The sequence below is a fragment of the Psychrobacillus sp. Z16_25 genome (assembly GCF_056856695.1).
Window position 1 is genome coordinate 1 of the sequence record NZ_JBXEOV010000029.1, and the last position, 23,493, is coordinate 23,493.

A 23,493-nucleotide genomic window follows, 5' to 3' on the forward strand; every position below is an offset into this window, starting at 1 on the left:
TTCCTTCATTACTTCAATTGGTTTTTTCTTTCCACTTGACATAGCAGCCATGATTTTACCGTATGCAGACTCTGGTCCTTTTACTTCAACAAGTAACACACGTTTGTGCTTTTCTGGATTGATCGGTAATAGCTCTTGTTTGTTTTTCACTAATGTAATTGCTTTATCTGAAATTTCAGGAGCAACTGCTTTGTTTGCTTCTGTTCCGATTTTAGCCATTGCTTCTTCTTTCGGCTGTAAAATTTCCGTTTTTGGTTTTCTATGCAAGCCTAGAGATGCTTTTAACCCTAGAATACGAGTTAGTGCCTCTTGAAGTCTTTGCTCTGTGATGATTCCTTTTTTATAACCTTCCATCATCCAGTTGAAATCTTCTTCTGGATCGTTGAAGAATAAGAATAAGTCACAGCCAGCAGCAATAGCTGTTGGAAGCATATCACGGCGCTTCATAGCAGAAGTCATCGCTACCATGTGAGAAGCATCCGTTACGATAACACCATTGAAGTTCAATTTATCTCTTAATAGGTTTTGTAATACGATATTACTTAAACTTGCTGGCGTAGCTAACTCTTCAACAGTCGCATCTGGTTTAAAGTGACGTACATATTCAGGTAAAGCAATGTGTCCGGACATGATAGAAGGCAATCCTGCTTCTATTAATCCTCCGTATACTTTACCGAATGTTTTGTCCCACTCTTCTACTGTTAATGTATTTGGTGCAAAGGATAAGTGATGATCTCTCTCATCTACTCCATCTCCTGGGAAATGCTTAGCAGCTGGAGCTATTCCACTTTCCATGATTCCTCTCATATATTCCAAAGAGTATTCTAATACTTGCTCTGCTCTGCTTGAGTAGCAGCGAGTAGATATTACTGGGTTTCTCCAGTTCATGTCGATATCAACTACTGGTGCAAAACTCCAGTTACAGCCGATAGCAGCAGCCTCTTCTCCAGATACTCTACCCATTTCATAAGCATAATTAGAATCATTTGTGGCACCTATTTTCACTTGGTTCGCTACATATGTACCATCAACACATGCACCGTTTCCGCCAGCTTCCGTGTTTGCAGCAATCAATAAAGGAATCTTGCTGTTTTCTTGTAAGATTTTGTTTTGATCATATACTTGCTCAGCTGTAGCTGGATTGTAACGTACCGCACCAATATGATAAGTATCTAACATTCCTTTTAAATACTCTTCATCACGGCTAGCTCCCATGTTCACAAATAACTGTCCGATTTTTTCCTCAATCGTCATACCAGCAATTGTATCTTCTACCCACTTAATATCTTCATCTGTTAGGTTAAAAGGTTTGGCTTTTAAATTTACCATTACTATTACCTCCATCGAACAATAGTATATATTGGCTCGAATGCAGTTTAACTTTCACATTCGAGCCAATAATCAATTTTTATATTTTCAATTTATGAAGCGTTTGTATTACGTCTTGCTTCCACGTCTTTACTTAATTGAATTGTTTTTTGCTTATTTAAAGGATACATGAATAATAGGACAGCAATGATTCCATAGAAAATACCTGGCACTAATGTACCTAGCATATAAATACCATCTAATACTTCTGGAGATTGCTGACTTAGCGTAGCATCATAGCCAACTGCAGCGATTGCCACACCACCGATACCACCTGCTACTGCCTGTCCTACTTTTCGTGACATGGAAATAACAGAGTAAACAGTTGCGTCTTCTCGTAAGGAAGTTTTAAGCTCGTGATAGTCAATAACATCTGAGATGAACGCCCATGTTACGAAGCCAAAGAAACCTGTACCGAATAAAGCGATGCCCACGAGAATAATGAACGGCATAGTCGCAATACCTTTTAAGAAGAATAATGCAACGTACATAACGGTTGCAAGAATCATACCCGCTATGGAAACTTCTCTCTTACCAAACTTTGCAACTAACGGTTTTACTAGAGGGAAAGCGATAAATGTAGCTGCCATTTGCACTAGTCCCATTAGACTTAGGGCTGTTGCATTACTAAAGTAATCTTTAAACAAGTATGTGTTAACAGCAGAAATTACGAATTGTGTTAACATAGCCATAAGTGATGCAGCTAAAAGCCATAGGAATGGTTTGTTTGTCATTAGGCTCTTCATTGAGCGAAGGAAAGCACCCTTCTCTAATTCTTTTGCTGGTACTGCGATACGTTCAGTGGAAAGCTTGTAGCATCCAATATAGCAAGCTATTGCTAATACACCGAAGATGCACGCAGTCATGAACATACGGTCTGCACTAATTTTGTTGTCTACGAATACGATAACTGGTCCAAGAACGTTGATGACAAGACCTGCTAATGCTGCACCAAAAGTTCTCCATGTTGATAATGTTGTTCTTTCAACTGGATCTGCTGTCATAACGGAAGCCATTGATCCATAAGGGATGTTAACTGTACTGTACAATGTGCCCCAAACAATATACGTAACAAATGCCCATGCTAGATAGAATCCATCTGACATGCCAGGAATTGTTGTGAACATTAAAACGCCCGTGAATACTAATGGGAATGACATACGTAGAATCCAAGGCTTGAATTTACCATGCTTTGTTGCTGGGCGTGTATCAATGAATCGGCCCCACGCTACATCCGCGAATGCGTCCCATAGACGAGCTGCCATAAACATCACACCGACTGTTGCAGCACTGATATGAAAAATATCTGTATAAAATACCATCAAGAATGCACTAGTTAATAAGAAAAAGAAGTCATTACCGAAGTCACCTAGTAAGTAACCAAATTTATCACGCGTACCAAATGGTCGAACTTGTTGATCTGCTGAGAACCCTTGTTCTCTCTTACTCATAACATTTTCCTCCTTAAATTTAAGCTAAATATAAAGCATAGTTTCCTTTTTCAATCTGCCACAACTTGTTATACACTCTTTTATTTTTTGATTTTCAATCGAACAAAAATGTACCGATGACTTGTTTATAGCCCTCGTTTTATTGGAAATTTGATAACGCTTACATTTTGTCTAAAAAGAGCACACGATTAGATTCACATTCTGAAACATATAAGAACAATCCTTAGTTTTACAGATGAAAAAGAAGGATATTGATGATTTAGTAGTTTTGAGAGTATTATTAGGAATCTTTTTAAGAAGTAGTATATAATCGTAAGCTTGTACGCTAATCTCTAGAGATAATGTTTACTTTTCTCCTATACATATGGAGAAAATCCTACAAAATTCTTTTATCAAACTTCGACAATATAACCGTTGCATTTGTTCCAAAGAATTCCCACAAACGCCTTTCCTTCTTAAGCGTTTAAAACCTCCTTGAATAAGAGATTTGTTTCATATCGTGAAACTTAATTTTGTAATATGAAACTAACACTAATTTAAACGCTAATGAGGTTGATGTCAATCGTTATTCTAGTAAAATATAAAGTTGAAAAACTTGAAAATAAATAAATAGATATTCTATTTTATTTTTTCTGAACACAAGAGGTTTTTGTAAGAGGACTAAAGGAAAGATCACGTGTTATAATACTATTACTTAAAAACTTTTTACGTAAATATCCTTGAAGATTAGAAGACATTTTATATACAAAGAAATCTTTTGAAAGGTTTGAAGCTATGAAGGAAACAACAGTACAGTCTGTAGCGCGCAGCTTATCTATTTTAGAAATAGTGGCTGAGCATAACGAGATTAGTTTAACTGAAATCAGCAATCTATCTGGCCTGAATAAAGCAACAGTGCATCGTTTATTATCCACCCTAATAGCAACCGGATATGTAGAGCAGGTCGATAAAAATGGATCCTACCGAATAACATATAAACTTTTTTCAATAGGAAATAAGAGAATTGAAAATATTGATTCTTATAAAATCGCTCGTAGATTTATCAGTGAGTTATCTAATCAAATTGAAGCCACTGTGCATATGGTCGTCCAGGAGGGAATGGAGGTCTTATATATAGATAAAATCTATCCCACGAATAGTAATTCAGGTTTTCTAATGAAATCACAAGTAGGGAAACGAGCACCTATGTATTGCACTGCAGTTGGGAAAGCTCTCCTCTCCGCTCAATCCGATGCCAAAATAGATGAAATATGGGAAGCCTCCACGATTAAACAATTCACTCCTAAAACTATTACAGAACATAAAGATTTCATGAAAGAAATAAACCTTATTCGTTCCCAAGGCTATGCCCTTGATATGGAGGAATATGAATCAGGTGTCGTTTGTATTGGCTGTGAATTTTACAATCATAAAGGGCTTGTAGAAGGGGCTATTAGCAGTTCAATCCCGCTCATGTACTTCCAGGCCAATTCAGATTATTATATCCAACAGGTAAAGAATTGTGCCGCAAACATATCCAAAGCGTTGGGGCATCTACCTGAATAGATATGTTTTGGTAAGCTACCAGTCGGTTAGTCGCACCTAGTCAAACCATATATAGTAACAGCCAGGCACCTCTTTTGATTGACTTACCACTCAATGGAGGTGCCTTTCCTATTGCCAATCAACAAATAAATATGCTACCAACAACTGATTATAGCCAAAATAAAAAAGAGAATTGACCATAATGATCAATCCTCTCATCACTTAATTTTACATAGCTGCAAACCGTCTTAAAGCTATCCTTTTCCTTATTCCAGCATCAAAACCTCGAGTATATCCTCCTCCGTTAAGCTTTCTTGGTCAGATTGAATCACTTCATCAATAAGAGATTTCTTCTTGTGCTGAAGCTGGGTGATTTTTTCCTCTATGGTCCCTCTTGCTACCATGCGAATGACTTGGACTTCCTTTTCTTGCCCCATTCGGTGCGCTCTATCGGCAGCCTGCTGCTCCACAGCCGGGTTCCACCATAAATCATATAGGATAACTGTGTCCGCTCCCGTTAAGTTCAAGCCAGTACCTCCAGCCTTTAAGGAGATCAGGAACAGCTCTTCCTCTCCGCTGTTGAATCTATCACAAAGTGCCACCCGTTCAGCCGGCGGTGTTTGTCCATCCAAATAAAAGTAAGGAACCCCTTCCCGTATTAACTGCTTGCCAATAATAGCAAGCATTTGAGTGAACTGCGAAAAGATTAGAACCCTTCTTCCCGCGAGCCTGCTTTCCCTTAGGATTTCCATTAGCTGCTCCAGCTTAGCAGAGCTTCCCTTATAATCCTCTACAAAGAGTGCAGGATGACAGCATAGCTGGCGAAGTCTCGTTAATCCAGCTAAAAACTTTACTTTATTTCGCCTAAAATCATTTCTTTTTAAGTGCTTGAGTGCATCATGCTTCAACTCTGCTAAATAGGCCGTATATAACTTTTTCTGTTCAAGCAACAGGTCGGAATAAACAACCTTCTCCTTCTTATCTGGCAGCTCCTTCAATACCTCTTCCTTCGTTCTCCTTAAAATAAATGGCCGAACACGCTTTGCGATTTCCTTTCGCTGTAAATCATAAAACTCTCTTCGATTCGGTAATAGTTCTGGAAAGACAATGCGAAAAATAGACCAAAGCTCCGAAGTGGAGTTTTCGATTGGAGTACCCGTCAAAGCAAATCGATGTTTTGCACGTACCTTTCTCACAATCCTTGCCGTCTTTGTATCAGGGTTTTTAACAGCCTGCGCCTCATCAAGAAACATTGTATGGAAGCTTAACTCCTTGTGTAAGGCCTCATCCATGCGTAAAGTTGGATAAGAGGTAATCACAACCTCTGAATGAAGGGCACTCTTCCATTGCTCACTCCTTTCAGCTTTATTCCCAGAAACAACTGTGGCCTGAATATGGGGGGTGAACTTTTCTAGCTCGTTTCGCCAGTTATAGATAAGAGATGCCGGGGATACAATGAGTACCGGCTGTTTACTTTCTCTTATTTCAGGAAGGACAGAATCAATAAAGGCGATACTTTGCAGTGTTTTCCCCAAGCCCATATCATCTGCTAGTATGCCACCAAATTGATAGCTAGCTAATAGCTTTAACCAGCGGTAACCGGTCTTCTGGTAATCATGCAGAATGGGTACCAACGTTTTGGGAAGGGATTCTTCTAATCCACTAGGCTGCTGGAGATTTGTCAGCAGCTTCGCAAATTCTTCCCCAGTCTCCAAGAGCCCTTCGTTATCCATGGAAGCAACATATTGCATCCCTTTTAATAGAGGTACTCTTACCCTTTCTTCTTCTATGGCATCCTCCAAAGAGAGCTTTACTTCCTCCAAGAAATTAGCGAGTGCCAAATACTCAGGTGTCTCCAAGGAAACAAGGTCGCCCCCTGGTATTCGATAAAACTTCTGCTTCTCCTCAATGGCGGTCATTAGCTGCTCGATTTCCTTTTGCGGTATTTCATTAAAATCAAACTGGAACTCTAGCCAATCCGTTCTTTCCCTTACCTCTACCTTGATCTTAGGACCTCGGTACCCTGTGTTTACTCGAATTTTGACTGCTGTAGAGGCATAGACCTTCACCCACTTTTCCATGTTCGGAAGCACATGATAGAGAAAATGGTATTCTGCTTCCTCGTCGTAAAGGAAGAATCCTCCCGGTGTTTGAGTGAAAGAATTCTCGCGGAGTAGCTCTAGAAACTCCCGCTCCTTTTCTCTTTGACGTCTAATACCAGGTAAGTGTATAGGGTCTTCCTCTGTTTCTTCAGCAGGATTAAGCATCATATGACCATAGTGAAACTCGACACCTGCAAGCAGCTTATTTTTCACTCGGTCCAAGAACAGCTTAACCGTAAGGGGCGTTTCGTTCAGCCTAGAAGATATCGAATCGGAAATTTTAACTTTACCTAGTCTCATCAAGCCAGAGATTACCTTATTCATGAAATCGTCTATTTGATTTTCCCTTATCGTAAGCATTGCCTTTTCTGCTGTCTCGACCATCGCCTTTAGCTCTACCAACCGGACTGCATCTTGCTTAGGAAGCCGGAACCATTCCCCTCTCGAGTACGCACCGTTATAAGCCGGAAAAACGATCAGCTCATCAAGTCCCTTCATACGTAGCTGGTAACTATCCTCTCCCTCTTCCCCAAAGGTAAAGCTAATCGGTAGCTCCTGACCAAATCGGATGTCCGGATAAAAACGTCCCGCTTGTTTGAATTGAACAAATGGTGCCTTGACCAGTAGCGGAAGTAAATGCTCCCAATCAGCAGGAGTGATAGGAATCTTGTTTCCATCGCTCCCTCTCCAGCATTTTAATAATAGCTGAAGAACCTCATCTGTTTCCCTTGGAAAGCTATAGATTTCGGGTGTATAGGTAAAGCCGGGTCCGAATTCGTATGGCTCTGCAGCTTGAAGTGCTTGAAAGAAATGGGCAACGTCTTCAATCGGATAAAACAAATTCGACCCTATGCCAAGCTCGATACTGATACTGTGCTCTCCTTCCCGAACTTGTATAGGGTGACAGGTGAACTCTAAGTCAAGCTGCTTCCGACGGTCAAAGTGAGTATGTCTACCGGTTGTATGCAGGGTTTTCTGATCGAATAAATTCATCATACGCGTTGTCAGGAAATCGTCCATTTGCTGATAGTCCTCTATTGCAAATAAGACAGCGGCCACATGCTGACAATACGTCTTCACAAAGCCCACAGGAGGACAAGAACAAGTCGCTACTATTTGCCCTTTAGGTCCATCTTGTACCTTCACGTCGAATTCCTCACCGGCAAGGACCGTTGCTTGCACCACCGCATGCTCATTAGAAATGGAGCGAAGGATTACTTTGCCGGCTTGAAAGTAGCTCTTTCCCTTTTTAGCTGCTGTGACGCCACAAACCTCTTTTATCTTTGCTTCATTAATCGATAATTTCATCCTTCTAACCCTTTCTCCCGTTCCTTTTATACGTTATCTTAATTGTAACAAACGAGGAGGCATCATATGAAGTTTATAGAATTCGGCATTGGGAACACTTGGCTTATTCGGACCGAAATAGAATACGAAGATGGATCAGAAGTTGAAGAAAGAGGGATAGTCGGACCTATTCGCCTCCAATCGTTCTATATAAGAATTTGGATAGGTAAAACAGTCTGGATACTTGATACAAAGCAAGGCGTGAAAAGATACAAGAAGAATCGGAAGGCCTTTAAGGTTATTTTGGGGATTATGAGTTTATAAGATCTCCTTTACCCCCTTCAAGATTAAAGCAATATATTTTTATTAATAAATGAACTTTTTACATACCCCACGACTCTTATAAGTGAAAAGGTGAGGTGAAGAAATGAGGCAGCTCGTTAAAAAGGCACAGCGCGGAAACAAGAATGCGTTGGTGGAGCTGGTGATGAACCAGCAGCATGATTATTATAGGCTTGCTTATACGTATGTAGAAAACGAACATGACGCAATGGATGCGCTAGAGAATATGATTGTCATTTTATATGAAAAAATCGATCAGCTCAAAAATCCTGAATCCTTTTATTCATGGAGTAAAACGATTTTGGTGAATGAATGCCGTGCTATATTACGAAAGCGAAAAAATATAAGCTTCTTAGAGGATGAAGAATTCATGGAAGATACTTCAGACCCTTACGAGCTACATCATACAAAGCTCGAGCTCTTGTCCAGTTTAGAGGTTTTAAGTCCGGTACAAAAAGAGGCAATACAATTGAAATATTTCCTCGACTATGACTATCAAACAATCGCCAGTCTTACGAATGTCTCTGTAGGCACAGTGAAGTCACGTGTATTTTCGGCGTTAGGTAAGCTTCGACAACATTTCGGAGGTGAACAGCATGAATGAGCTAGAAAAAAAACAGGAAGAAATACGTAATCTTCTGGCCCCCCCACAGCTTGAGGAACGATTGCGAAAGGCATTGAAACAGAAAAAGAGGATAAAACGATTGCCAGGTATATTGGTAGCTGCAGCAGCTGCATTACTTTTAATTGCCTTTACGGTTAACTATAGTGCATTTGCCTATTATGGGAAGAAAATATTTGGTTATGAGAGCTTAATGAGCTCCTCTCTTCAAGCATTGAACGAGGAGGGCTATATTCATGAGGTAAATAAGTCTATTACGTTTAATGATGGCACCAAGCTCCTGATAGAGGGGATTCTTTCGGATACCAATCGGTTTGTAGTTTATTATAAAATAGACCCAACTGCATGGGATCAGCTTCAAATGTACAGGTTCACTGGATTTTTAACTGATTCTCAGGCAAGCAGCGGAGTATATGACCCAGATAATCAGGTGGGTCAAGCTACCTTTGAGGCAGTCAGTCCGTTTGCTAAAGAGCTCACTCTTGAAATGCGTTATAAAAATCATGATTATTCGCTTACCATTTCATACGATGCAGATAAGGCGATGCCGACTACATTGAAAAAATCTATCGGACAAAAAATAGATTTCGATTTCGGCACATTAAACTTCAAAAAAATTATTGCAACAAACGCTTCTACTGTTATCACCGCTACACTCGACTTTCATACGGATCGGAATATAAATGCGGAAACAATGGGGATACAATTACTTGCAGATGGGATAGAGGTTCCGATAATCCAAGGAGGAAATAGCAGGTCTATGTTTGGTCCTTATGATGTAGAGCTACTCTACGAGACCATTCCTGTTGGCACCGAACAGTTAGAGATAGTGTTAGATACCTTTAATGGCTATGAAAAAGTAAACCAGCAAATTCCTATAGAGGTTGACCGCTATACGGTAGGAGACAAGTGGCTCGAGATTCAGAGCATAGAACAGGATGAAAAAGAGACACGCATAACAATCGCTTCTGATTTTCAAGTACTATTAGATGAGGTTAACTTACACACAATAAATGGAGATGTTCCTCTTCAGACCACCGGAGATTTCAATGACCAATCGGAGAAATGGATTCGCACACTGTACTTCTCTTCGGGCGACGAAGCTCTCTCACTAGAAATCGGTGGCTTGTACTATCTAAAAACCTATGGAGAAAAAATCCAGATAAATTTAAATTAGGGTGTTAGTGTTTACTCACAGGAATCCCATCTTATTTTTAGAGGGTAGGCTTTCTGCGTTAATTTATGTATCAAAATCTACTTCTAGTAGGAAACACTATTGGTTCGTAGCAGCATCGGCGACTCCTGCGGGAGAGGGAGACTGGTGAGACACAGCAGCGGCACGCGTTAGCGTTCGGCTGTGACTCACCGCTCCCCCGCGGAAAGCGTCCGATGCAGCGGAGAACCAGAGGTCGATAAATTAAGAGAAAGAATCTAAACTTGATGCTGACTTGCCTTGGGGAGGGAAAACTAAAAACGTCACATCGTGTGACAACGTTTTCTTGACCAACATCCTGTTGGCCTCCGACTCAGCGAAGAACCAGAGGTCATCATTTCAACAAAACATTTATTTTCTCCACATACTGCTGCTTGTCGTAAAGTCTATATAGCAATCCACTAACACGTACAGGATCCCCAAAAAAGAAGCGTTCATAATGTGTTTGTCGTGTACCAAAGGGGCTCATTGTCAAATCCCAAGCTAATCGGAAAAGCTTCACTCGCTCCTCCGCATCTGCCCCTCTAGCTTGTAAATATTGCTCTAAATCTTTCTTAATTGGCGATTGAAAGTCTGCTTCTTTAGGAATAGACATCATTCCGCTGGCACCTAGCTGTTGAATAATTTCTGTAAATCTCGGATAGATTTTTGGATAAATAGTTATTGCCGCATGTAAAGAAGCACGGTCAGGCTCCATATAACCCCATTCGTTCAGCTTCGCCTCTTGCTCTGATTGCAAAAGAAGTGCCTTTAACGTCTCTAATCCCACAATAATTTCCGTTACCTTCTCTTGGACATGCTGATATTCTTCGATTTGAATGGTTTGAACAATTTTTTGAGCAATTCCTAATAGAAGTTCTGTCTTTACAATTTGTCTAGTAATGACTTGATGAATCCCAAAAGGCTGAAAGGAACTACGAACCATAAACTCACCGGCAACCATTTGATTATCATAGAAAAAAACTCTTTCCCAAGGCACCAGCACATTATCGAACACTACGATCGTATCCATTTCCTCAAACCTACTACTTAAGGGATAATCAAAAGCGGAACCGTTGCTTGCAAAGGATTCTCTACAAATAAAACGAAGTCCCTTTGTATTACTCGGAATTGCGAAGGAATAACCCTTTCCATCTTCTAGTACATGCCCACTGGATAGGACAAAAATTTCATCCGTTATCCCACCTTGTGTCGCCAGTAACCGAGCCCCCTTAATAATCAACCCATCTTCATTTTCTTCCACCACTCTCGCACTAATCGGCTCCTCTGCTTCATCCAAATAATTACTAGAGCGATTCACCTGCGGATCAATAAAGGTGTGAGTTAGGGAACAATCATTTTCTCTTGCATATTCATAGTAGCTTCGTAAATTTTCTGGAAAGCAATCTAGCTTTCCCTCTAAAAAACCAGCCGAGGATGCAAAGGCTGTCAGAACAGTATTCATATAGTCAGGACTCCGCCCCATCAGTCCATTGGTATGAGATGCCCATTCCCTAATCATTTTGCGCCTCTTCACTAGGTCTTCCTTGGTCCGTGGTTCCAAAAAGGATATACCAACTGGATCTCCGGTAGTTGGAGAAGGGTATGTTAGTAACTCTTTTTTCTGAGCATCATGCTGCAAATCATATAAGGCAGCCTGGCTCTTCATTACTCCGCTGAATGCCGGATGCTCTGATATCTTCCCTGTTATTTGCTTTCCTTCTAGCCAAACCTCAATTCCCATCCCATCAATACGGTCTATATACTGCTGACCTGTAATTACCCCCATATTTTCACTCCCAATTGTCATTAACCTATCTAACTATTTTATTAATAAGGGCGTTTGTTGGTGACCATCTTCTAGACTTTCTATGTAAGCAGCCCATTAAAGGGCCAACTCAAGCAAATACCTGACCGCCATTCACATGGAGTGTTTGACCTGTGACAAAACGGGAGTCGTCAGAAGCTAGATAAACAAAAGATGGGGCTACCTCAAAGGGCTGACCTTGACGCTGCATAGGGTTTCCCGCCTTGGTCACCTCATCCTCTGAAAAGCTTGCTGGAATAAGTGGCGTCCATATTTTCCCTGGAGCTATAGCATTTACCCGAATTCCTTGATCCACTAAGCTTTTAGCCAACGCTCTAGTAAATCCAACATTCGCTCCCTTTGTAGCTGTATATTCAATGAGTAATGGATGACCATCAAAGGCAACTACCGAGGCAGTGTTTATAATGGAACTTCCCGGCTTTAAGTGCGGAAGAGCTGCACGAGTGGTATAAAAATGGGAATAAATATTTACTTTAAATGTATCGTCAAACTGCTCATCACTAATATCAAGCAAGCTGTTTTGCTGAAATTGGATTCCAACATGGTTACACAACACATCTAGTCGATTAAATTCTTTGATGGTCGCATCCACTATATACTTACAATGCTCCTTGTCTCGCAAGTCTCCAGGGATAAGTAAGCACCGTTGCCCTACTTCCTGTATTCTCTTTCGAGTTCGATAAGCATCCTCATGCTCATCTAAATAAGCAATCGCTACATCTGCTCCTTCCTTCGCAAATGCGATTGCAGCCGCCGCTCCCATACCACTGTCCCCTCCAGTAATGAGCGCAACTTTCCCTTCTAACTTACCGGTACCAACATAATGTGGGTTTTCAATGATTGGTTTGGGGTCCATCAGACTTTCAAAGCCTGGCTGCCGGAGCTGTCTCTGCTCCGGGACGGTAATTGGCACTTCCTCGTATTTAGTAATTTTCCCGTAGTTCGGATGCATCGGGTAACTTTTCTTTGGGTTGTATGATTGTGACAAATGAAACCTCCTTTTTTTATATCGTATGATATTCACCCAGGAGAGGTGTCGCTTTAGAGAATGAGAGAATAGAGTAATAAAAAATACGAAGGAGCCTCTATGATGAACCCAGTTATTATCCACCCTCAGGTCCAAATGCTATTAACCAATTACTCTAACCAAAAAGTACCGGTGTATTATAGTGTAAATGCCCAGCCTTTTCTGCTTCCCCAAATAGGAAAGCGACCACCTTTTTATACAAACCCGGTATATGAACCTTTTTATCCGTTGATTTAGAGGGAAAGTGTTACTGATTTATGGTGTCGGTCCCTAGAACACAATGATAAATTGGAATCAATTTTCGTTACATGTAATAATCAGCGGCTTACTTGCGGTAACTTCATTCATACTTGCGCAAGTGACTTGGTTTCTTGCGCTTGACTGCCCGTTACTGGCGAAATGATAAGAAAGATTTGCGAACTAGCCTGAAAATGTAATGGGGTAAAGGAAAGACTGATACAAGTGAAGGACTTCTCCGCCCTAACAAGTGGGAGATGTCGAGGCTGATTACTCCTACCTCACAATCTCCTATTTGCCCTCTAGGGAAAGACGTAACTTTCCTATTTTTTAAATTTTGACAAAATAAGCACTTGAACATTTTTCCAACTTTCTTTATACTGAGGGCAACATAAGAAAACTACATACCGATTTCTGCACTAGGGGTGCCCAATATTGGCTGTGATGTGAGCTTCTGCTCCGATCCCTTATTACTCGATCAGGATAATGCCTGCGTGAGGAAGTGCGGTGACTTTCCTTCATTTTTCATAGGAATAGTGGCTGCATCTTCACGGATGTAGCTTTTTTTATGGAAAAATAAAAGGAGGTTTTCAAAATGGAATGTGGATTAAGTCCAATCGTTGGATTTCGCTTTTCTCTTCACCCAATGACAAATGATTTTGTTTCCGTGATTAAAGGGGCGCTGGAGCAAACGGATACGTCAAATGTATGGATGCATACAGATGATGTGTCAACTGTCATAAGAGGAAAACAGGTGCATGTGTTTAACGTGGCAAAGGCTATAACGCTTCACGCCGCTAAAACAGGGGAACATATCGCACTCTCTGGTACTTTCTCTGCGGGCTGCCCAGGGGATTCTGCTGGAGATGTTTATTTAGATAAAGGAGATGACATAACAAATACAGATGACACGAAGCAATACGTATCCTCTCAATTTGCACTTTACCCGATGAACAATCCAAACTACATGGAAGTCATTTATCGAGAAATCGAGCGGGCAAAAGAGTTTGGGGTATATAACGAGTCCATGCATTATGCTAGTGGTATTCACGGAGATATTCATGATGTATTTACTTTCTATGAGGAGACTTTTTCAAAGGCTCGTTCAGAGGAGCACAAGCACTTAGTAATGACAGTATCTATGAGCATTAACAGTCCTTCGCACGGGGGTAAATAGGATGCTAAAGTCTTGGAAGTTAAAAGAAGTCGTCTTAATGTCTGTATTTTGCTTTTCTGGATAGGAATTCTTCTCATTCAATTAATCTTTAGTAAAGTGTCATGGAAAAAATGGCCGCTATTCATAATCCCATTCTTCATTACCTCCTTCGGCTATTTTCGGACAACGCTTGTCTTAGCCAAAGCTAAATCAGGGGCTGTAAGAAAGGCTAAAAGAGTGGGATTTGCGATGGAGGCTAGGGTAACTTCTGTTACTCGTATTAATTATCAGCTGTTTGAGCGCTTGGTGGTTACCGGTTTAAAGATTTTAGGAAAAGGACAGTCGAGCATATATCAGATTTCTCGACTGTCCTTCTTATGGTCGTTTCTCCCAAGGCTCTATTTGGCCAATTGTAAGCTTTGGTACTTTTTCTTGAATCGCTTTCACTACCCCATTTGATATCTCATCATGTGTTAGCCATCGGGAAAATTCTTTTTCTATTATGAAGCCTAGCTGAATTTGATGATAGGAACAATGATCTTTTACAAGTATCTCTTTTTTTATTTCTTCTAGGTTCGTACTGCTTCCTAGCACATGAAACATCTCCCACTTACCACAAGACTCATTTACAACCTCGTTAATAGTAGAGAGTGTTTCTTTTGCATGCGAATGAATCCAAGCCACTACTAACTCAATCGGACCATTTTTCTCTATCGTTTCAGCGACTTGTTTTCTTAACTCCCCAATGTTTTGATAATCTCCAAATAGAGGAGTAAATTGTGTAGGATTCGATGCTTTGTTTAGCAATTGTCTCATCTTCTCTGGATTTCTTCCCACTACAGAAACTTGATAGTCCTGCCTTTCCAACCATAGACAGACTTTACGAAGCATACCGGTTCCACCAACCACTAATGCATGTCTCATTTGTTTCACCTCTACTAAATTGTAGTTAGAAGTAACTGTATCTTCTATTGGTCAAAAGAATGAACACTGCTAGTGAAGCCCTTCAGAATATGCAGGAGGTGGCCCAGCCATATCTATAATCACATAGGAGGATCCAACTATAAAATATATAGGTCGTGTGAATGAACTCATCCCAATAAAGCGAGCAGACTAAATACCAACCGCCAGGCTAATGATGCAAAAATTGAACAAAAATTCGGGCGAAAAAAGCTATTTTGCTGAACCCACTCAATTAGTGAAAGCACTGTATAGAAAGCAATAAAATCCTTCGTATTTATTAATTATTCGATATTAATGAAGTACCTAAAATACATATTAAACAGCGTTTTTTACAATTCTAATTCATACCCCTCGATAATATTTAACAAAAAGGAGTCTATATTATTCGTTAAAAGTAATCGATTCCACCAATTTAAATCATCCATCAGTAGAACTACCTCCATTCGCTCTCCATCCTTATTCTGGATATACATCGCCTGGTTTAATACAAAGGCAGTAGACCCACCTTTGGCACCCATATGGGTAAAGCGCTCCTTATTCCCTTCATTTTCTAAAGGCCATTCCAGCAGCTCTCTCATTATAGAAGAAACCTTAGTTGGGTATTCATCTCTAGATATAGAAGCTAGTAGCTTTCCGTACGCGCTAGCTGAGGAGCCTATTAAATGATCAGACCAAACCCTTTGAGCCTTTAATGAAATATTGGAGATATCTCCATAGCTCTTCCCATCACGAAGCATGTCTTCACTTAATTTAGTAGCGAGAGTCCGATACTCTTCGTATGATAGCTTTTTTAACTCTTCCTCTAAGTTATCCTTCACTAAGTCCTCTTGCTGTAAATAAGGTCCAATTGCGAGTGCCCCTACAATTGGGTAGACTGGTTCGTGGGGTTGAACTCCTAACTCCACCATTCTTGCATTGATTGCCTCTATCGTTAACAAATGCATTAGATAGTCTGTATTTGCATTAGAGCTATATTGAATCATCCCCTCAGCAACCTCATGAAGTGTTACTTCCTTTTTATTAGAAAGCTGTGCCTTCCAATTCTCATGGGCCCCTCCATCTGTTCCAGCAATATATAGCCTGTCTAACTCTTCCAAAGAAACCATCTGCTTCGGGTCTAGGTTTCCTTCCTCCACCTGAAATGCATATTCAAGCGCGATCACTATTTTTACTGTGCTCGCTAGTGGCCTGACAGTATCAGCGTTATATTCAATAATTGGCTCTCCACCCTTTGATACATATAAGGAACTGCTTTCCGGATGCTTTTGTAGATGTTTCTGTACATATTCCGGATTATCACGAAAGACCCAATATAGTGTCCCTACAACAATCACTAATATAGAACCGTATACAAGAAGCATTTTTTTCGTATACGTATTTTTGTCTATCAAGATTGTGAGGATAATTAAAAGAATTACTCCAAATATATAGTTTAGCTGATAGAAAAGAACTCCAATAACTAATGCCGCAACCCCGATTAAGTTGATAACGGCTTTTACTACTTCAGTTTTTGTTCTTTTAGCACTATCAAGCAGCGGTAAGATTGTGAAAACTACAAATAGGCCAATGCCAACGATCATGTATATATTCACTTGATCAGCCTCCTAGTATTTTCTTTTTAGAATCGTAATCGAAATAGCATGAAGAATCATGAGTCCTGTCAACAAAAACCATATAGCTCTTTTGTACGTTTCATAATCCATCGGTTGAATATAATCATGAAATAGTTCAATAAACAACCAACCTAGCGGCACTAACGGAAAGATGATACTATATGATTTGTGCGCAATAGCATGACCTCGCTCATCCTTTCCCTCACTTCCCAATTCAAATTTCAACGTAAGAAAAACAGATGCAAAAAATATGATTACATATAAGATGACAAACCCCTTTATTAGTAAATCCATGTTCATTCTCCCTCCAGCTTATATTGGAAAACATCGTTTATATCCACTTCAAACAATAACGCCAGCTCAAACGCTAGCTTTAAAGATGGATTGTATTTATTTTTTTCTAAGGAGATAATCGTCTGTCTACTCACTCCTAGTTGATCCGCCACCTCCTTTTGAGACAACCCCTTTTCAGCTCTTAGCACCGTTATTCTGTTACTTAAAATTCTCTTTGATTCCATATATGACCACCTCTAACAAGAGAGTAACTTATTTTTTACATAAAGTAAACTATTTTTTACATTTTGTATAAAATATATTACCTTTATTATTTTCCAAATTATCGTTATCCTTACAATAGGAGGGGATTTATATGGGATTTGTCGCTTTGTTAAGAGGCATTAATTTAGGAAAACTGAACAAGGTGGATATGAAATCATTAAAGGAACTATTTATAGAGCTGGGCTATCAGGATGTTCGCACATATATCCAGACGGGAAATGTACTTTTCTCAAATAAAGAATATGATATACAAGCATTAGAAGAAGAACTGCTTAAAAAATATGGATTTGAAATCCCAGTAGTTATTCGAACAAAAGAGGAGCTTCAACAGATCAGCTTGCATCCAATATTTGAAAAGGAGCAAACCTACGTAATGATGCTGAAGGAGGAAATAAACGAAGAACAGCAAGAGCTGCTAGACAAATTAGTCGAAGAGGAGTTTGCAGTTATTGCGAATAAAAATATTGTCATTCATTACCACAAAAACTACCATCAAACGAAATTTACGAATAATTACTTTGAGAAAAAATTAAGCATGCCATCAACAGCTAGAAATAAAAATACGGTTCGGAAGCTTATTTCGATGATGTAATAAGTTTATCAAATGGAAATCTATAATAATTATAAATTTTTCAAATAACCTCCTTTGTCATATGATGTAAATACAAAGGGGGTTACACGTATGTCTTTTACATTTAAACGAATTGACCATGTTCAACTAGCTGCACCAAGGGGCTCAGAAGACCAAGCTCGTGCATTTTTTGTAGGAGTTCTCGGATTAACAGAGATCGAGAAGCCTGCAAGCTTAAAGAAAAAAGGTGGAGTTTGGTTTCAACTTGCTAATTATCAGATTCACATCGGCATTGAGGAGCCTTTTCTTCCAGCAAGAAAAGCACACCCTGCATTTGAAATAGAAAACCTTGAAGGTCTCAAAGATCACCTGACCAAGCACCAGATAGATTTTATCGAAGACTACGACTTACCTGGGGCAAATAGAATTTACTTGGCGGATCCTTTTGGGAATCGTTTAGAGATCCTGGAATGGAAGTAGTAACAAAAAAGGAATGGCAGGAACTAATTGGAGCCTGCCATTGCCCTTTATTGTATCAACCCAGAATTTTTTATTTGGAGATTATGAATGTCCACTACCTTATTTGCATAGTCCTTGTTTCGACATTCTAAGATTACTTCCACTTTATAAGAGGGTGACTGAATAAAACGGATTGATTGTCTACCTAAGTTAATTTTAAGCTGCTCCTTATTTTCTTCTAAGTCATCGAACAAGGCATAGATGATTTTCTTATCACTGTCTGTTAATTCTCCGTAAATGACTACCTCCGATATCCCTTGGATATGATTGTCACGACTGTTCGGCACCATATATTGCGTCATAAAGTTTTTGGCCTTCTCATCATTTAGCTGCTGCAGGAAAAATTGGAAAGGAACCCCTTTAAACATTGGTAAATAAGCATTACGCCAGGGCATTGTTTTACTAAAAAGGTTAAAGAACCATCGAAATTTTAGTGGCTCTGGTGGTGTCACAGGAATGTTATGACTAATTAACCTTTGATAAGTATCATCTATATCCTCAACCTCCAATGCAAAGCCAATTAACCCTCTATGCCCCTCGTGATACTTACCTGTCCACTCCTTTACCCATCCACCACCATCTTGCGTCTTTATATGTACTAACTCAAAATACTCCTGACCAATCCAGATGTTAGATACCTTAAATCCCTTTGCCCCTTTCCCCCATTTAGGCTTGTACGGAAGCCCAGCCACATGAACAGAGTTGATATATTGCTCCTCTTCTTGTACATATTTATCAACATTAAGAACCAAATGATCAATCTTCAATTTTACACCTCTCCAGACCCAAATTTTCAAATAAATGTTAATGATAGTTTTATTTTATCATAGATAACTTACTCTCCAGAACAAAATAAAAACTTCTTTCTCCACATATAAAAAGCCTGCAGGGTTGACCCTGCAGGCTTTCTAATTAGTTATCTTGTACTTCGTTACGTTTTTTCTTGAACATTTTTGATAGTACTTCATATACGATTGGCACGACGATTAGCGTTAATAATGTCGAACTTGCTAGACCGCCGATTACGGTGATTCCTAATCCTTTAGAGACTAGCCCACTTCCGCCTGAACCAAATGCCAGTGGTAGCAATGCTCCAATTGTTGCAATTGCTGTCATCAGGATTGGACGTAGACGCGTTGCACCAGCTTCAAGAATCGCTTCACGCATAGTCATACCATCGCGTTCCATATGGATGATTCTGTCTACCAATACGATTGCGTTTGTTACAACGATACCAATCAACATGAGGAGACCCATCATAACTGGTACGGAAATTGTTTCTCCTGCAATTAGAAGACCTACGAATGATCCAATTACTGCGAATGGTAAAGAGAATAGAATTGCGAATGGCGCTACCCCTTCACCAAATGTTACTACAAGGATGAAGTATACAATTGCGATAGCTGCTAGCATTGCTACTCCAAGCTGAGTAAACGTTTCTTCCATATCAGCTGTAACACCAGCAACGCCGATTGTTACGCCTTTTGGTAAATCTAACTTATCAATTGCTTCATCTACCTCTGAAGAAGCCTTCGAAATATCGTCTCCGATGATAGTACCTGAAACAGTTGCATAATACTCTCCACCACTACGAGCAAGTGTATTTAGTGTTGTGCCCTCTTCCACTGTTACTAACTCAGATAGCTTCATCGTTGTACCTAATGCAGTAGGCACTTCTTGAGCTAGCATTTCATCAATAGATTTTGGTACCTCAACATCTTTATGCTGTACGATAACTTCTACTGTGTTACCGTCTTTTTCAAGTGTAGTTAATACTTCTTTTGTATTGTTTTGATTTAACATCATGACAATCTGACCTGTTGTTAAACCATACTGAAGCAGCTCATCCTGCTCTACTTTGAATGTATATTCTACATAGCTTTCTTCTGCACTTGATGAAACTTTTTCAAGTCCATCGTTTTCACTCATTACTTTTTCTACCATTCCAACAGCTTCATAAAGCTTATCTAAATCTTCACTGTAGAATGTATAGCTCAGCTCGTTAGACGACATACCTGTTGAGAAGTTTTGGCTCTTCCACTCACCAGATTGCCCAATATTGAATACATATTCCTCAATTTCTGAACGAACCTCTGGGAAGTTTTCCATCTCTGGATCAAAGGTTATGAACATTAATGCTCCGCCTGATCCTCCACCCATCATAGAAGCCATCGGATCCGAGCTTTCTGAATCATTGATCGACACCTGAAGGATGTCTATATCTGTTCGCTGTAACAATTCTTCTTCTACTGCAGCCACATTTTTCTCTGTGTCTTCAGCAAGTTCTCCTGCTTCTGGTGTATAAGTTAAATACATAACCTTCTCTTCTTCACTACCTAAGAAGCTAAAGCCGATTAACGGTGTTAACATCAAGCTTCCTACTAATAAAGCAATAGAAACTAAAGAAGTAATAATCTTATGATTTAGAGTCCATTCAAGGATTCTCTTATACCAGCCAGACATTTTTCCTTGCTCTTTATGAGAGCTTTCTGTTTTCTCACCATATAGCTTTTTCTTGAATAAGAAGTGAGAAAGCGCCGGAACGATTGTGATAGCGACAATTAATGATGCTCCAAGAGCAAAAGTCATTGTCAATGCAAACGGTAAGAATAATTCCCCAACCATTCCACCTACAAAAATCAACGGAGCAAATACTGCTACTGTTACTAATGTAGAAGAAAGGATAGGCTTGAACATTTCAATCGTAGCTTCACGAATTAAGGCACGACCTGTTAGCTTCTCGCTCTTCAGATGCAGGCGACGATAAATATTTTCCACTACAACAATCGAGTCATCAATTACCCGACCTATCGCAACCGTAACCGCACCTAATGTCATAATGTTTAACGTAATATCTAACCAGTTCAATAGCAACAATGCCATAAAGATAGAAACTGGTATCGAAACAATCGAAATAATAGTAGATTTGAAATCACGTAAGAATAATAGAATGATTAAAACAGCTATTAAACCACCAAAAAGCGCCTTTTCAATCATTGTGTTTACAGATTCTTGGATTGGAGCACCTTGGTCTAACGATAAATCAATATTTAGACCTTCGATATTTTTTTGCTCTTCTTCAATTAACTCTTTCACTTCATTAACGACTGTTACCGTATTAGCATCCTGTGCTTTTACGATCTGAATAGCAATCGCATCCTCGCCATTCGTACGAGATACCGATTGTACCTTACCAACTAACTCAATTTTTGCAATATCCCCTAGCTTTACAAAAGGAGCTGGGTTTGTTGCAGATGGTGTAACAGGGATCAGCATTTCTTTCAGCTCATCGACCGTCATAAACTTCCCATCAACGGAAACCGCTTGTTCGCCTTCTTCAAACTCATATAGGCCTAAAGAAATTGCCATGTCGCTCGCTTGAATCATTTCTTTTACTGTAGCTTCCGTAAGCTCCAGCTCTGCCATTTTAGCTTCATCATAAGTCAGCTCAACCTCTTCAATATGCTGACCAGTTATCGCTGCAGATGCAACGCCATCTAATTTTTCTATTTTAGGAACTAAAACTTCCTCTACGGTTGAAGTTAAGTTCACAATATCTTCTTCTGAGCTACTTACACTTAGCGCCACAACCGGCATCATATTCATACTGATAGCCGTAATGACTGGCTCCTGTGCACCTTCTGGAAGCTCCACTGCATCCAATGCAGATTGCATCGCACGCTTCGCTTCATCCATATCCGTTCCATAATCATATTCCACTTGAACGTTGGCCATATTAGAATAAGAATTCGAATAAACAGCCTTAACTCCTTCAAGTGCCTCTAAAGATTTTTCAAAAGGAATCGATATATCTTCCATTACCTGCTCTGGTGTTGCACCAGGATATACACCCATTACCATCAAGTATGGAATCGAAATATCAGGAATCGTTTCCATCTTCATTCTTGTACCGGAATAAATACCAGAAATGGTTATAATAATTGTAAGTAACCATACGGCTAATTTATTTTTAAGCACAAAATTTACTATACCTTTCACCTTTACACCTACTTTCGTTGACTTAACAAACTCATTTATTTATACTAATGACTAATCGGTCAATTGTCAATATTATAACTAGGAGCGTTTTACAAATGGTGAAAAAACAACTAATTATGGATAAGGCGCTAGAATTATTTGCTGAACAAGGCTTTGAAGCTACGTCTGTACAGCAAATAACAGATAGATGTGGGATTTCGAAAGGGGCTTTTTATCTCTCCTTCAAATCAAAGGAAGAGCTGATTTTTGCATTAATAGACAGTTTTATGATGCAATTCGTCGCGGGCATTGACCAGTCAGTCAAAGAATGTTCACAAATTGAAGGAAAATTATATAATTTTTACCATCATATTCTTACCGCATTTTTAAAAAATACTACTCAGGCGAAGATTTTTCTACAAGAGCAATCATTAAGCCTAAACGAAGAGCTCTTTAAAAAGCTGAAATACTACGATAACCAAGTAAATGAAATTATCTATAAGCTTATTGAGGAGATATATCCTTCCTTACCAAAGGAGAGGAAATACGAATTAATCATCTATATAAAAAGCTTTACAAAGATTTTCCCGGAAATATGTCTTCAAGACCAAATACCAATTGATTTAAAGCAGTTAACTATTTCTATGGTAGAAAAAACAAACATAATAGCCCAGCATTCCAAGGAAACATTTGTTACAGACGAGATCATCCAAGCTATCTCCTTCGTCAATGAAAAAGTCCATGAACAGATTCTCACTTTGTTAGACGAAAAAATAAAGGAACTAGACTCCCCGATTGAAAAAGAGTCATTAGAATTACTTAAAAGTAATCTGTTAAGTGAACGTCCTAGCTTAGCCCTTACAAAAGGGCTACTGGAAAATTTAAGGGATAACCCTCACTGTAAATGGCTAACCTATCTGATTAGAAACCACTACAGCATTTAAGAAAACGATGATTACTATACGTGCCAGCATTTGAAAAGGTTCCCAATTTAATAAAAAGTCGATTTCCCTTTGTTGGAAATCGACTTTTTGTTATAGAGACTATAGAAACCCGAAAGAGCAAAATAAAGTGAAACTTGATTGGTGGGGGTTTTCTTTCATCCCCCACCAATCATTAGTTGAACCAATCGGGCTTTTAGGGACAGTTGATCTC

General features: G+C 39.5%; 19 protein-coding genes and 1 riboswitch. Of the genes, 8 read left to right on the forward strand and 11 right to left on the reverse strand.

All coding sequences use genetic code 11. The annotated features are described in order from the left end of the window. Both AC1VU3_RS17010 and AC1VU3_RS17015 read right to left on the reverse strand, forming a co-directional pair. A partial coding sequence (locus AC1VU3_RS17010; protein ID WP_482984110.1) for a glycoside hydrolase family 3 protein occupies window positions 1–1,329 on the reverse strand: 1,329 nt, incomplete at its 3' end. Between the two features lie 92 nt (window positions 1,330–1,421). After that, entirely contained in the window at window positions 1,422–2,819 is a 1,398-nt protein-coding gene (locus tag AC1VU3_RS17015) for an MFS transporter (RefSeq protein ID WP_480389898.1), read from the reverse strand. A gap of 774 nt (window positions 2,820–3,593) precedes the next feature. Between AC1VU3_RS17015 and AC1VU3_RS17020 the strand changes: the two genes are divergently transcribed. Further along, complete coding sequence (locus tag AC1VU3_RS17020) at window positions 3,594–4,364, forward strand: IclR family transcriptional regulator (protein ID WP_480389897.1); 771 nt, start codon at window positions 3,594–3,596, stop codon at window positions 4,362–4,364. A gap of 245 nt (window positions 4,365–4,609) precedes the next feature. Here the strand turns inward: AC1VU3_RS17020 and AC1VU3_RS17025 are convergent, their stop codons facing one another. Then, complete coding sequence (locus AC1VU3_RS17025) at window positions 4,610–7,753, reverse strand: DEAD/DEAH box helicase (RefSeq protein WP_482984111.1); 3,144 nt, start codon at window positions 7,751–7,753, stop codon at window positions 4,610–4,612. A gap of 66 nt (window positions 7,754–7,819) precedes the next feature. Between AC1VU3_RS17025 and AC1VU3_RS17030 the strand changes: the two genes are divergently transcribed. From AC1VU3_RS17030 to AC1VU3_RS17040, 3 genes are all read left to right on the forward strand, one after another. Further along, the gene (locus AC1VU3_RS17030; protein WP_482984112.1) at window positions 7,820–8,056 is read left to right on the forward strand and encodes a DUF3977 family protein; all 237 of its coding nucleotides are present in this window, start codon (window positions 7,820–7,822) and stop codon (window positions 8,054–8,056) included. Window positions 8,057–8,159: 103 nt separating this feature from the next. After that, window positions 8,160–8,678, forward strand: coding sequence for a sigma-70 family RNA polymerase sigma factor (locus AC1VU3_RS17035; protein ID WP_482984113.1), 519 nt, complete (start codon window positions 8,160–8,162; stop codon window positions 8,676–8,678). Then, window positions 8,671–9,873: a DUF4179 domain-containing protein gene (locus tag AC1VU3_RS17040; protein WP_482984114.1), complete on the forward strand. Its 1,203-nt coding sequence runs from the start codon at window positions 8,671–8,673 to the stop codon at window positions 9,871–9,873. The genes AC1VU3_RS17035 and AC1VU3_RS17040 overlap by 8 nt, the downstream gene beginning before the upstream one ends. Window positions 9,874–10,243: 370 nt before the next feature. On the opposite strand, the gene hpaB is transcribed toward AC1VU3_RS17040, so the two are convergent. Then, on the reverse strand, window positions 10,244–11,677 hold the full coding sequence (hpaB, locus tag AC1VU3_RS17045) for a 4-hydroxyphenylacetate 3-monooxygenase, oxygenase component (RefSeq protein WP_482984115.1): 1,434 nt from the start codon (window positions 11,675–11,677) through the stop codon (window positions 10,244–10,246). Window positions 11,678–11,786: 109 nt separating this feature from the next. Further along, a complete protein-coding gene (locus AC1VU3_RS17050) occupies window positions 11,787–12,668 on the reverse strand; it encodes an SDR family oxidoreductase (protein WP_482984125.1) in 882 nt (293 codons plus the stop codon). A gap of 723 nt (window positions 12,669–13,391) precedes the next feature. Beyond that, a riboswitch (TPP riboswitch) is annotated at window positions 13,392–13,498 on the forward strand. Between the two features lie 77 nt (window positions 13,499–13,575). Between AC1VU3_RS17050 and AC1VU3_RS17055 the strand changes: the two genes are divergently transcribed. Continuing rightward, on the forward strand, window positions 13,576–14,157 hold the full coding sequence (locus tag AC1VU3_RS17055; RefSeq protein WP_482984116.1) for a YkoF family thiamine/hydroxymethylpyrimidine-binding protein: 582 nt from the start codon (window positions 13,576–13,578) through the stop codon (window positions 14,155–14,157). 354 nt (window positions 14,158–14,511) lie between these two features. Here AC1VU3_RS17055 and AC1VU3_RS17060 read toward each other — a convergent pair whose 3' ends face one another. The 4 genes from AC1VU3_RS17060 to AC1VU3_RS17075 form a co-directional block, all read right to left on the reverse strand. Then, complete coding sequence (locus tag AC1VU3_RS17060) at window positions 14,512–15,060, reverse strand: short-chain dehydrogenase (RefSeq protein WP_482984117.1); 549 nt, start codon at window positions 15,058–15,060, stop codon at window positions 14,512–14,514. 368 nt (window positions 15,061–15,428) lie between these two features. Continuing rightward, window positions 15,429–16,691 (reverse strand): serine hydrolase, encoded by a 1,263-nt coding sequence (locus AC1VU3_RS17065; RefSeq protein WP_482984118.1) that lies wholly within the window; start codon window positions 16,689–16,691, stop codon window positions 15,429–15,431. A 12-nt stretch (window positions 16,692–16,703) separates the two neighbouring features. Then, window positions 16,704–17,006, reverse strand: a complete 303-nt coding sequence (locus AC1VU3_RS17070) for a hypothetical protein (protein WP_480389889.1) — start codon at window positions 17,004–17,006, stop codon at window positions 16,704–16,706. 2 nt (window positions 17,007–17,008) lie between these two features. Then, a complete protein-coding gene (locus AC1VU3_RS17075) occupies window positions 17,009–17,230 on the reverse strand; it encodes a helix-turn-helix transcriptional regulator (RefSeq protein ID WP_482984119.1) in 222 nt (73 codons plus the stop codon). Window positions 17,231–17,361: 131 nt separating this feature from the next. Between AC1VU3_RS17075 and AC1VU3_RS17080 the strand changes: the two genes are divergently transcribed. Continuing rightward, entirely contained in the window at window positions 17,362–17,862 is a 501-nt protein-coding gene (locus tag AC1VU3_RS17080; protein WP_482984120.1) for a DUF1697 domain-containing protein, read from the forward strand. Window positions 17,863–17,952: 90 nt separating this feature from the next. Beyond that, the gene (locus AC1VU3_RS17085; RefSeq protein WP_482984121.1) at window positions 17,953–18,321 is read left to right on the forward strand and encodes a VOC family protein; all 369 of its coding nucleotides are present in this window, start codon (window positions 17,953–17,955) and stop codon (window positions 18,319–18,321) included. 47 nt (window positions 18,322–18,368) lie between these two features. Here AC1VU3_RS17085 and AC1VU3_RS17090 read toward each other — a convergent pair whose 3' ends face one another. Both AC1VU3_RS17090 and AC1VU3_RS17095 read right to left on the reverse strand, forming a co-directional pair. Then, window positions 18,369–19,127: a VOC family protein gene (locus tag AC1VU3_RS17090; protein ID WP_482984122.1), complete on the reverse strand. Its 759-nt coding sequence runs from the start codon at window positions 19,125–19,127 to the stop codon at window positions 18,369–18,371. Between the two features lie 145 nt (window positions 19,128–19,272). Further along, window positions 19,273–22,359, reverse strand: a complete 3,087-nt coding sequence (locus tag AC1VU3_RS17095) for an efflux RND transporter permease subunit (protein ID WP_482984123.1) — start codon at window positions 22,357–22,359, stop codon at window positions 19,273–19,275. A gap of 95 nt (window positions 22,360–22,454) precedes the next feature. Between AC1VU3_RS17095 and AC1VU3_RS17100 the strand changes: the two genes are divergently transcribed. Next, entirely contained in the window at window positions 22,455–23,282 is an 828-nt protein-coding gene (locus tag AC1VU3_RS17100; RefSeq protein WP_482984124.1) for a TetR/AcrR family transcriptional regulator, read from the forward strand. Window positions 23,283–23,493: the final 211 nt, after the last annotated feature.

Coding starts and splice junctions, on each gene's coding strand:
- AC1VU3_RS17015 (WP_480389898.1), bottom strand. CDS start 2,819: ATGAGTAAGAGAGAACAAGGGTTCTCAGCAGATCAACAAGTTCGACCA.
- AC1VU3_RS17020 (WP_480389897.1), top strand. CDS start 3,594: ATGAAGGAAACAACAGTACAGTCTGTAGCGCGCAGCTTATCTATTTTA.
- AC1VU3_RS17025 (WP_482984111.1), bottom strand. CDS start 7,753: ATGAAATTATCGATTAATGAAGCAAAGATAAAAGAGGTTTGTGGCGTC.
- AC1VU3_RS17030 (WP_482984112.1), top strand. CDS start 7,820: ATGAAGTTTATAGAATTCGGCATTGGGAACACTTGGCTTATTCGGACC.
- AC1VU3_RS17035 (WP_482984113.1), top strand. CDS start 8,160: ATGAGGCAGCTCGTTAAAAAGGCACAGCGCGGAAACAAGAATGCGTTG.
- AC1VU3_RS17040 (WP_482984114.1), top strand. CDS start 8,671: ATGAATGAGCTAGAAAAAAAACAGGAAGAAATACGTAATCTTCTGGCC.
- hpaB (WP_482984115.1), bottom strand. CDS start 11,677: ATGGGGGTAATTACAGGTCAGCAGTATATAGACCGTATTGATGGGATG.
- AC1VU3_RS17050 (WP_482984125.1), bottom strand. CDS start 12,668: ATGCATCCGAACTACGGGAAAATTACTAAATACGAGGAAGTGCCAATT.
- AC1VU3_RS17055 (WP_482984116.1), top strand. CDS start 13,576: ATGGAATGTGGATTAAGTCCAATCGTTGGATTTCGCTTTTCTCTTCAC.
- AC1VU3_RS17060 (WP_482984117.1), bottom strand. CDS start 15,060: ATGAGACATGCATTAGTGGTTGGTGGAACCGGTATGCTTCGTAAAGTC.
- AC1VU3_RS17070 (WP_480389889.1), bottom strand. CDS start 17,006: ATGGATTTACTAATAAAGGGGTTTGTCATCTTATATGTAATCATATTT.
- AC1VU3_RS17075 (WP_482984119.1), bottom strand. CDS start 17,230: ATGGAATCAAAGAGAATTTTAAGTAACAGAATAACGGTGCTAAGAGCT.
- AC1VU3_RS17080 (WP_482984120.1), top strand. CDS start 17,362: ATGGGATTTGTCGCTTTGTTAAGAGGCATTAATTTAGGAAAACTGAAC.
- AC1VU3_RS17085 (WP_482984121.1), top strand. CDS start 17,953: ATGTCTTTTACATTTAAACGAATTGACCATGTTCAACTAGCTGCACCA.
- AC1VU3_RS17100 (WP_482984124.1), top strand. CDS start 22,455: ATGGTGAAAAAACAACTAATTATGGATAAGGCGCTAGAATTATTTGCT.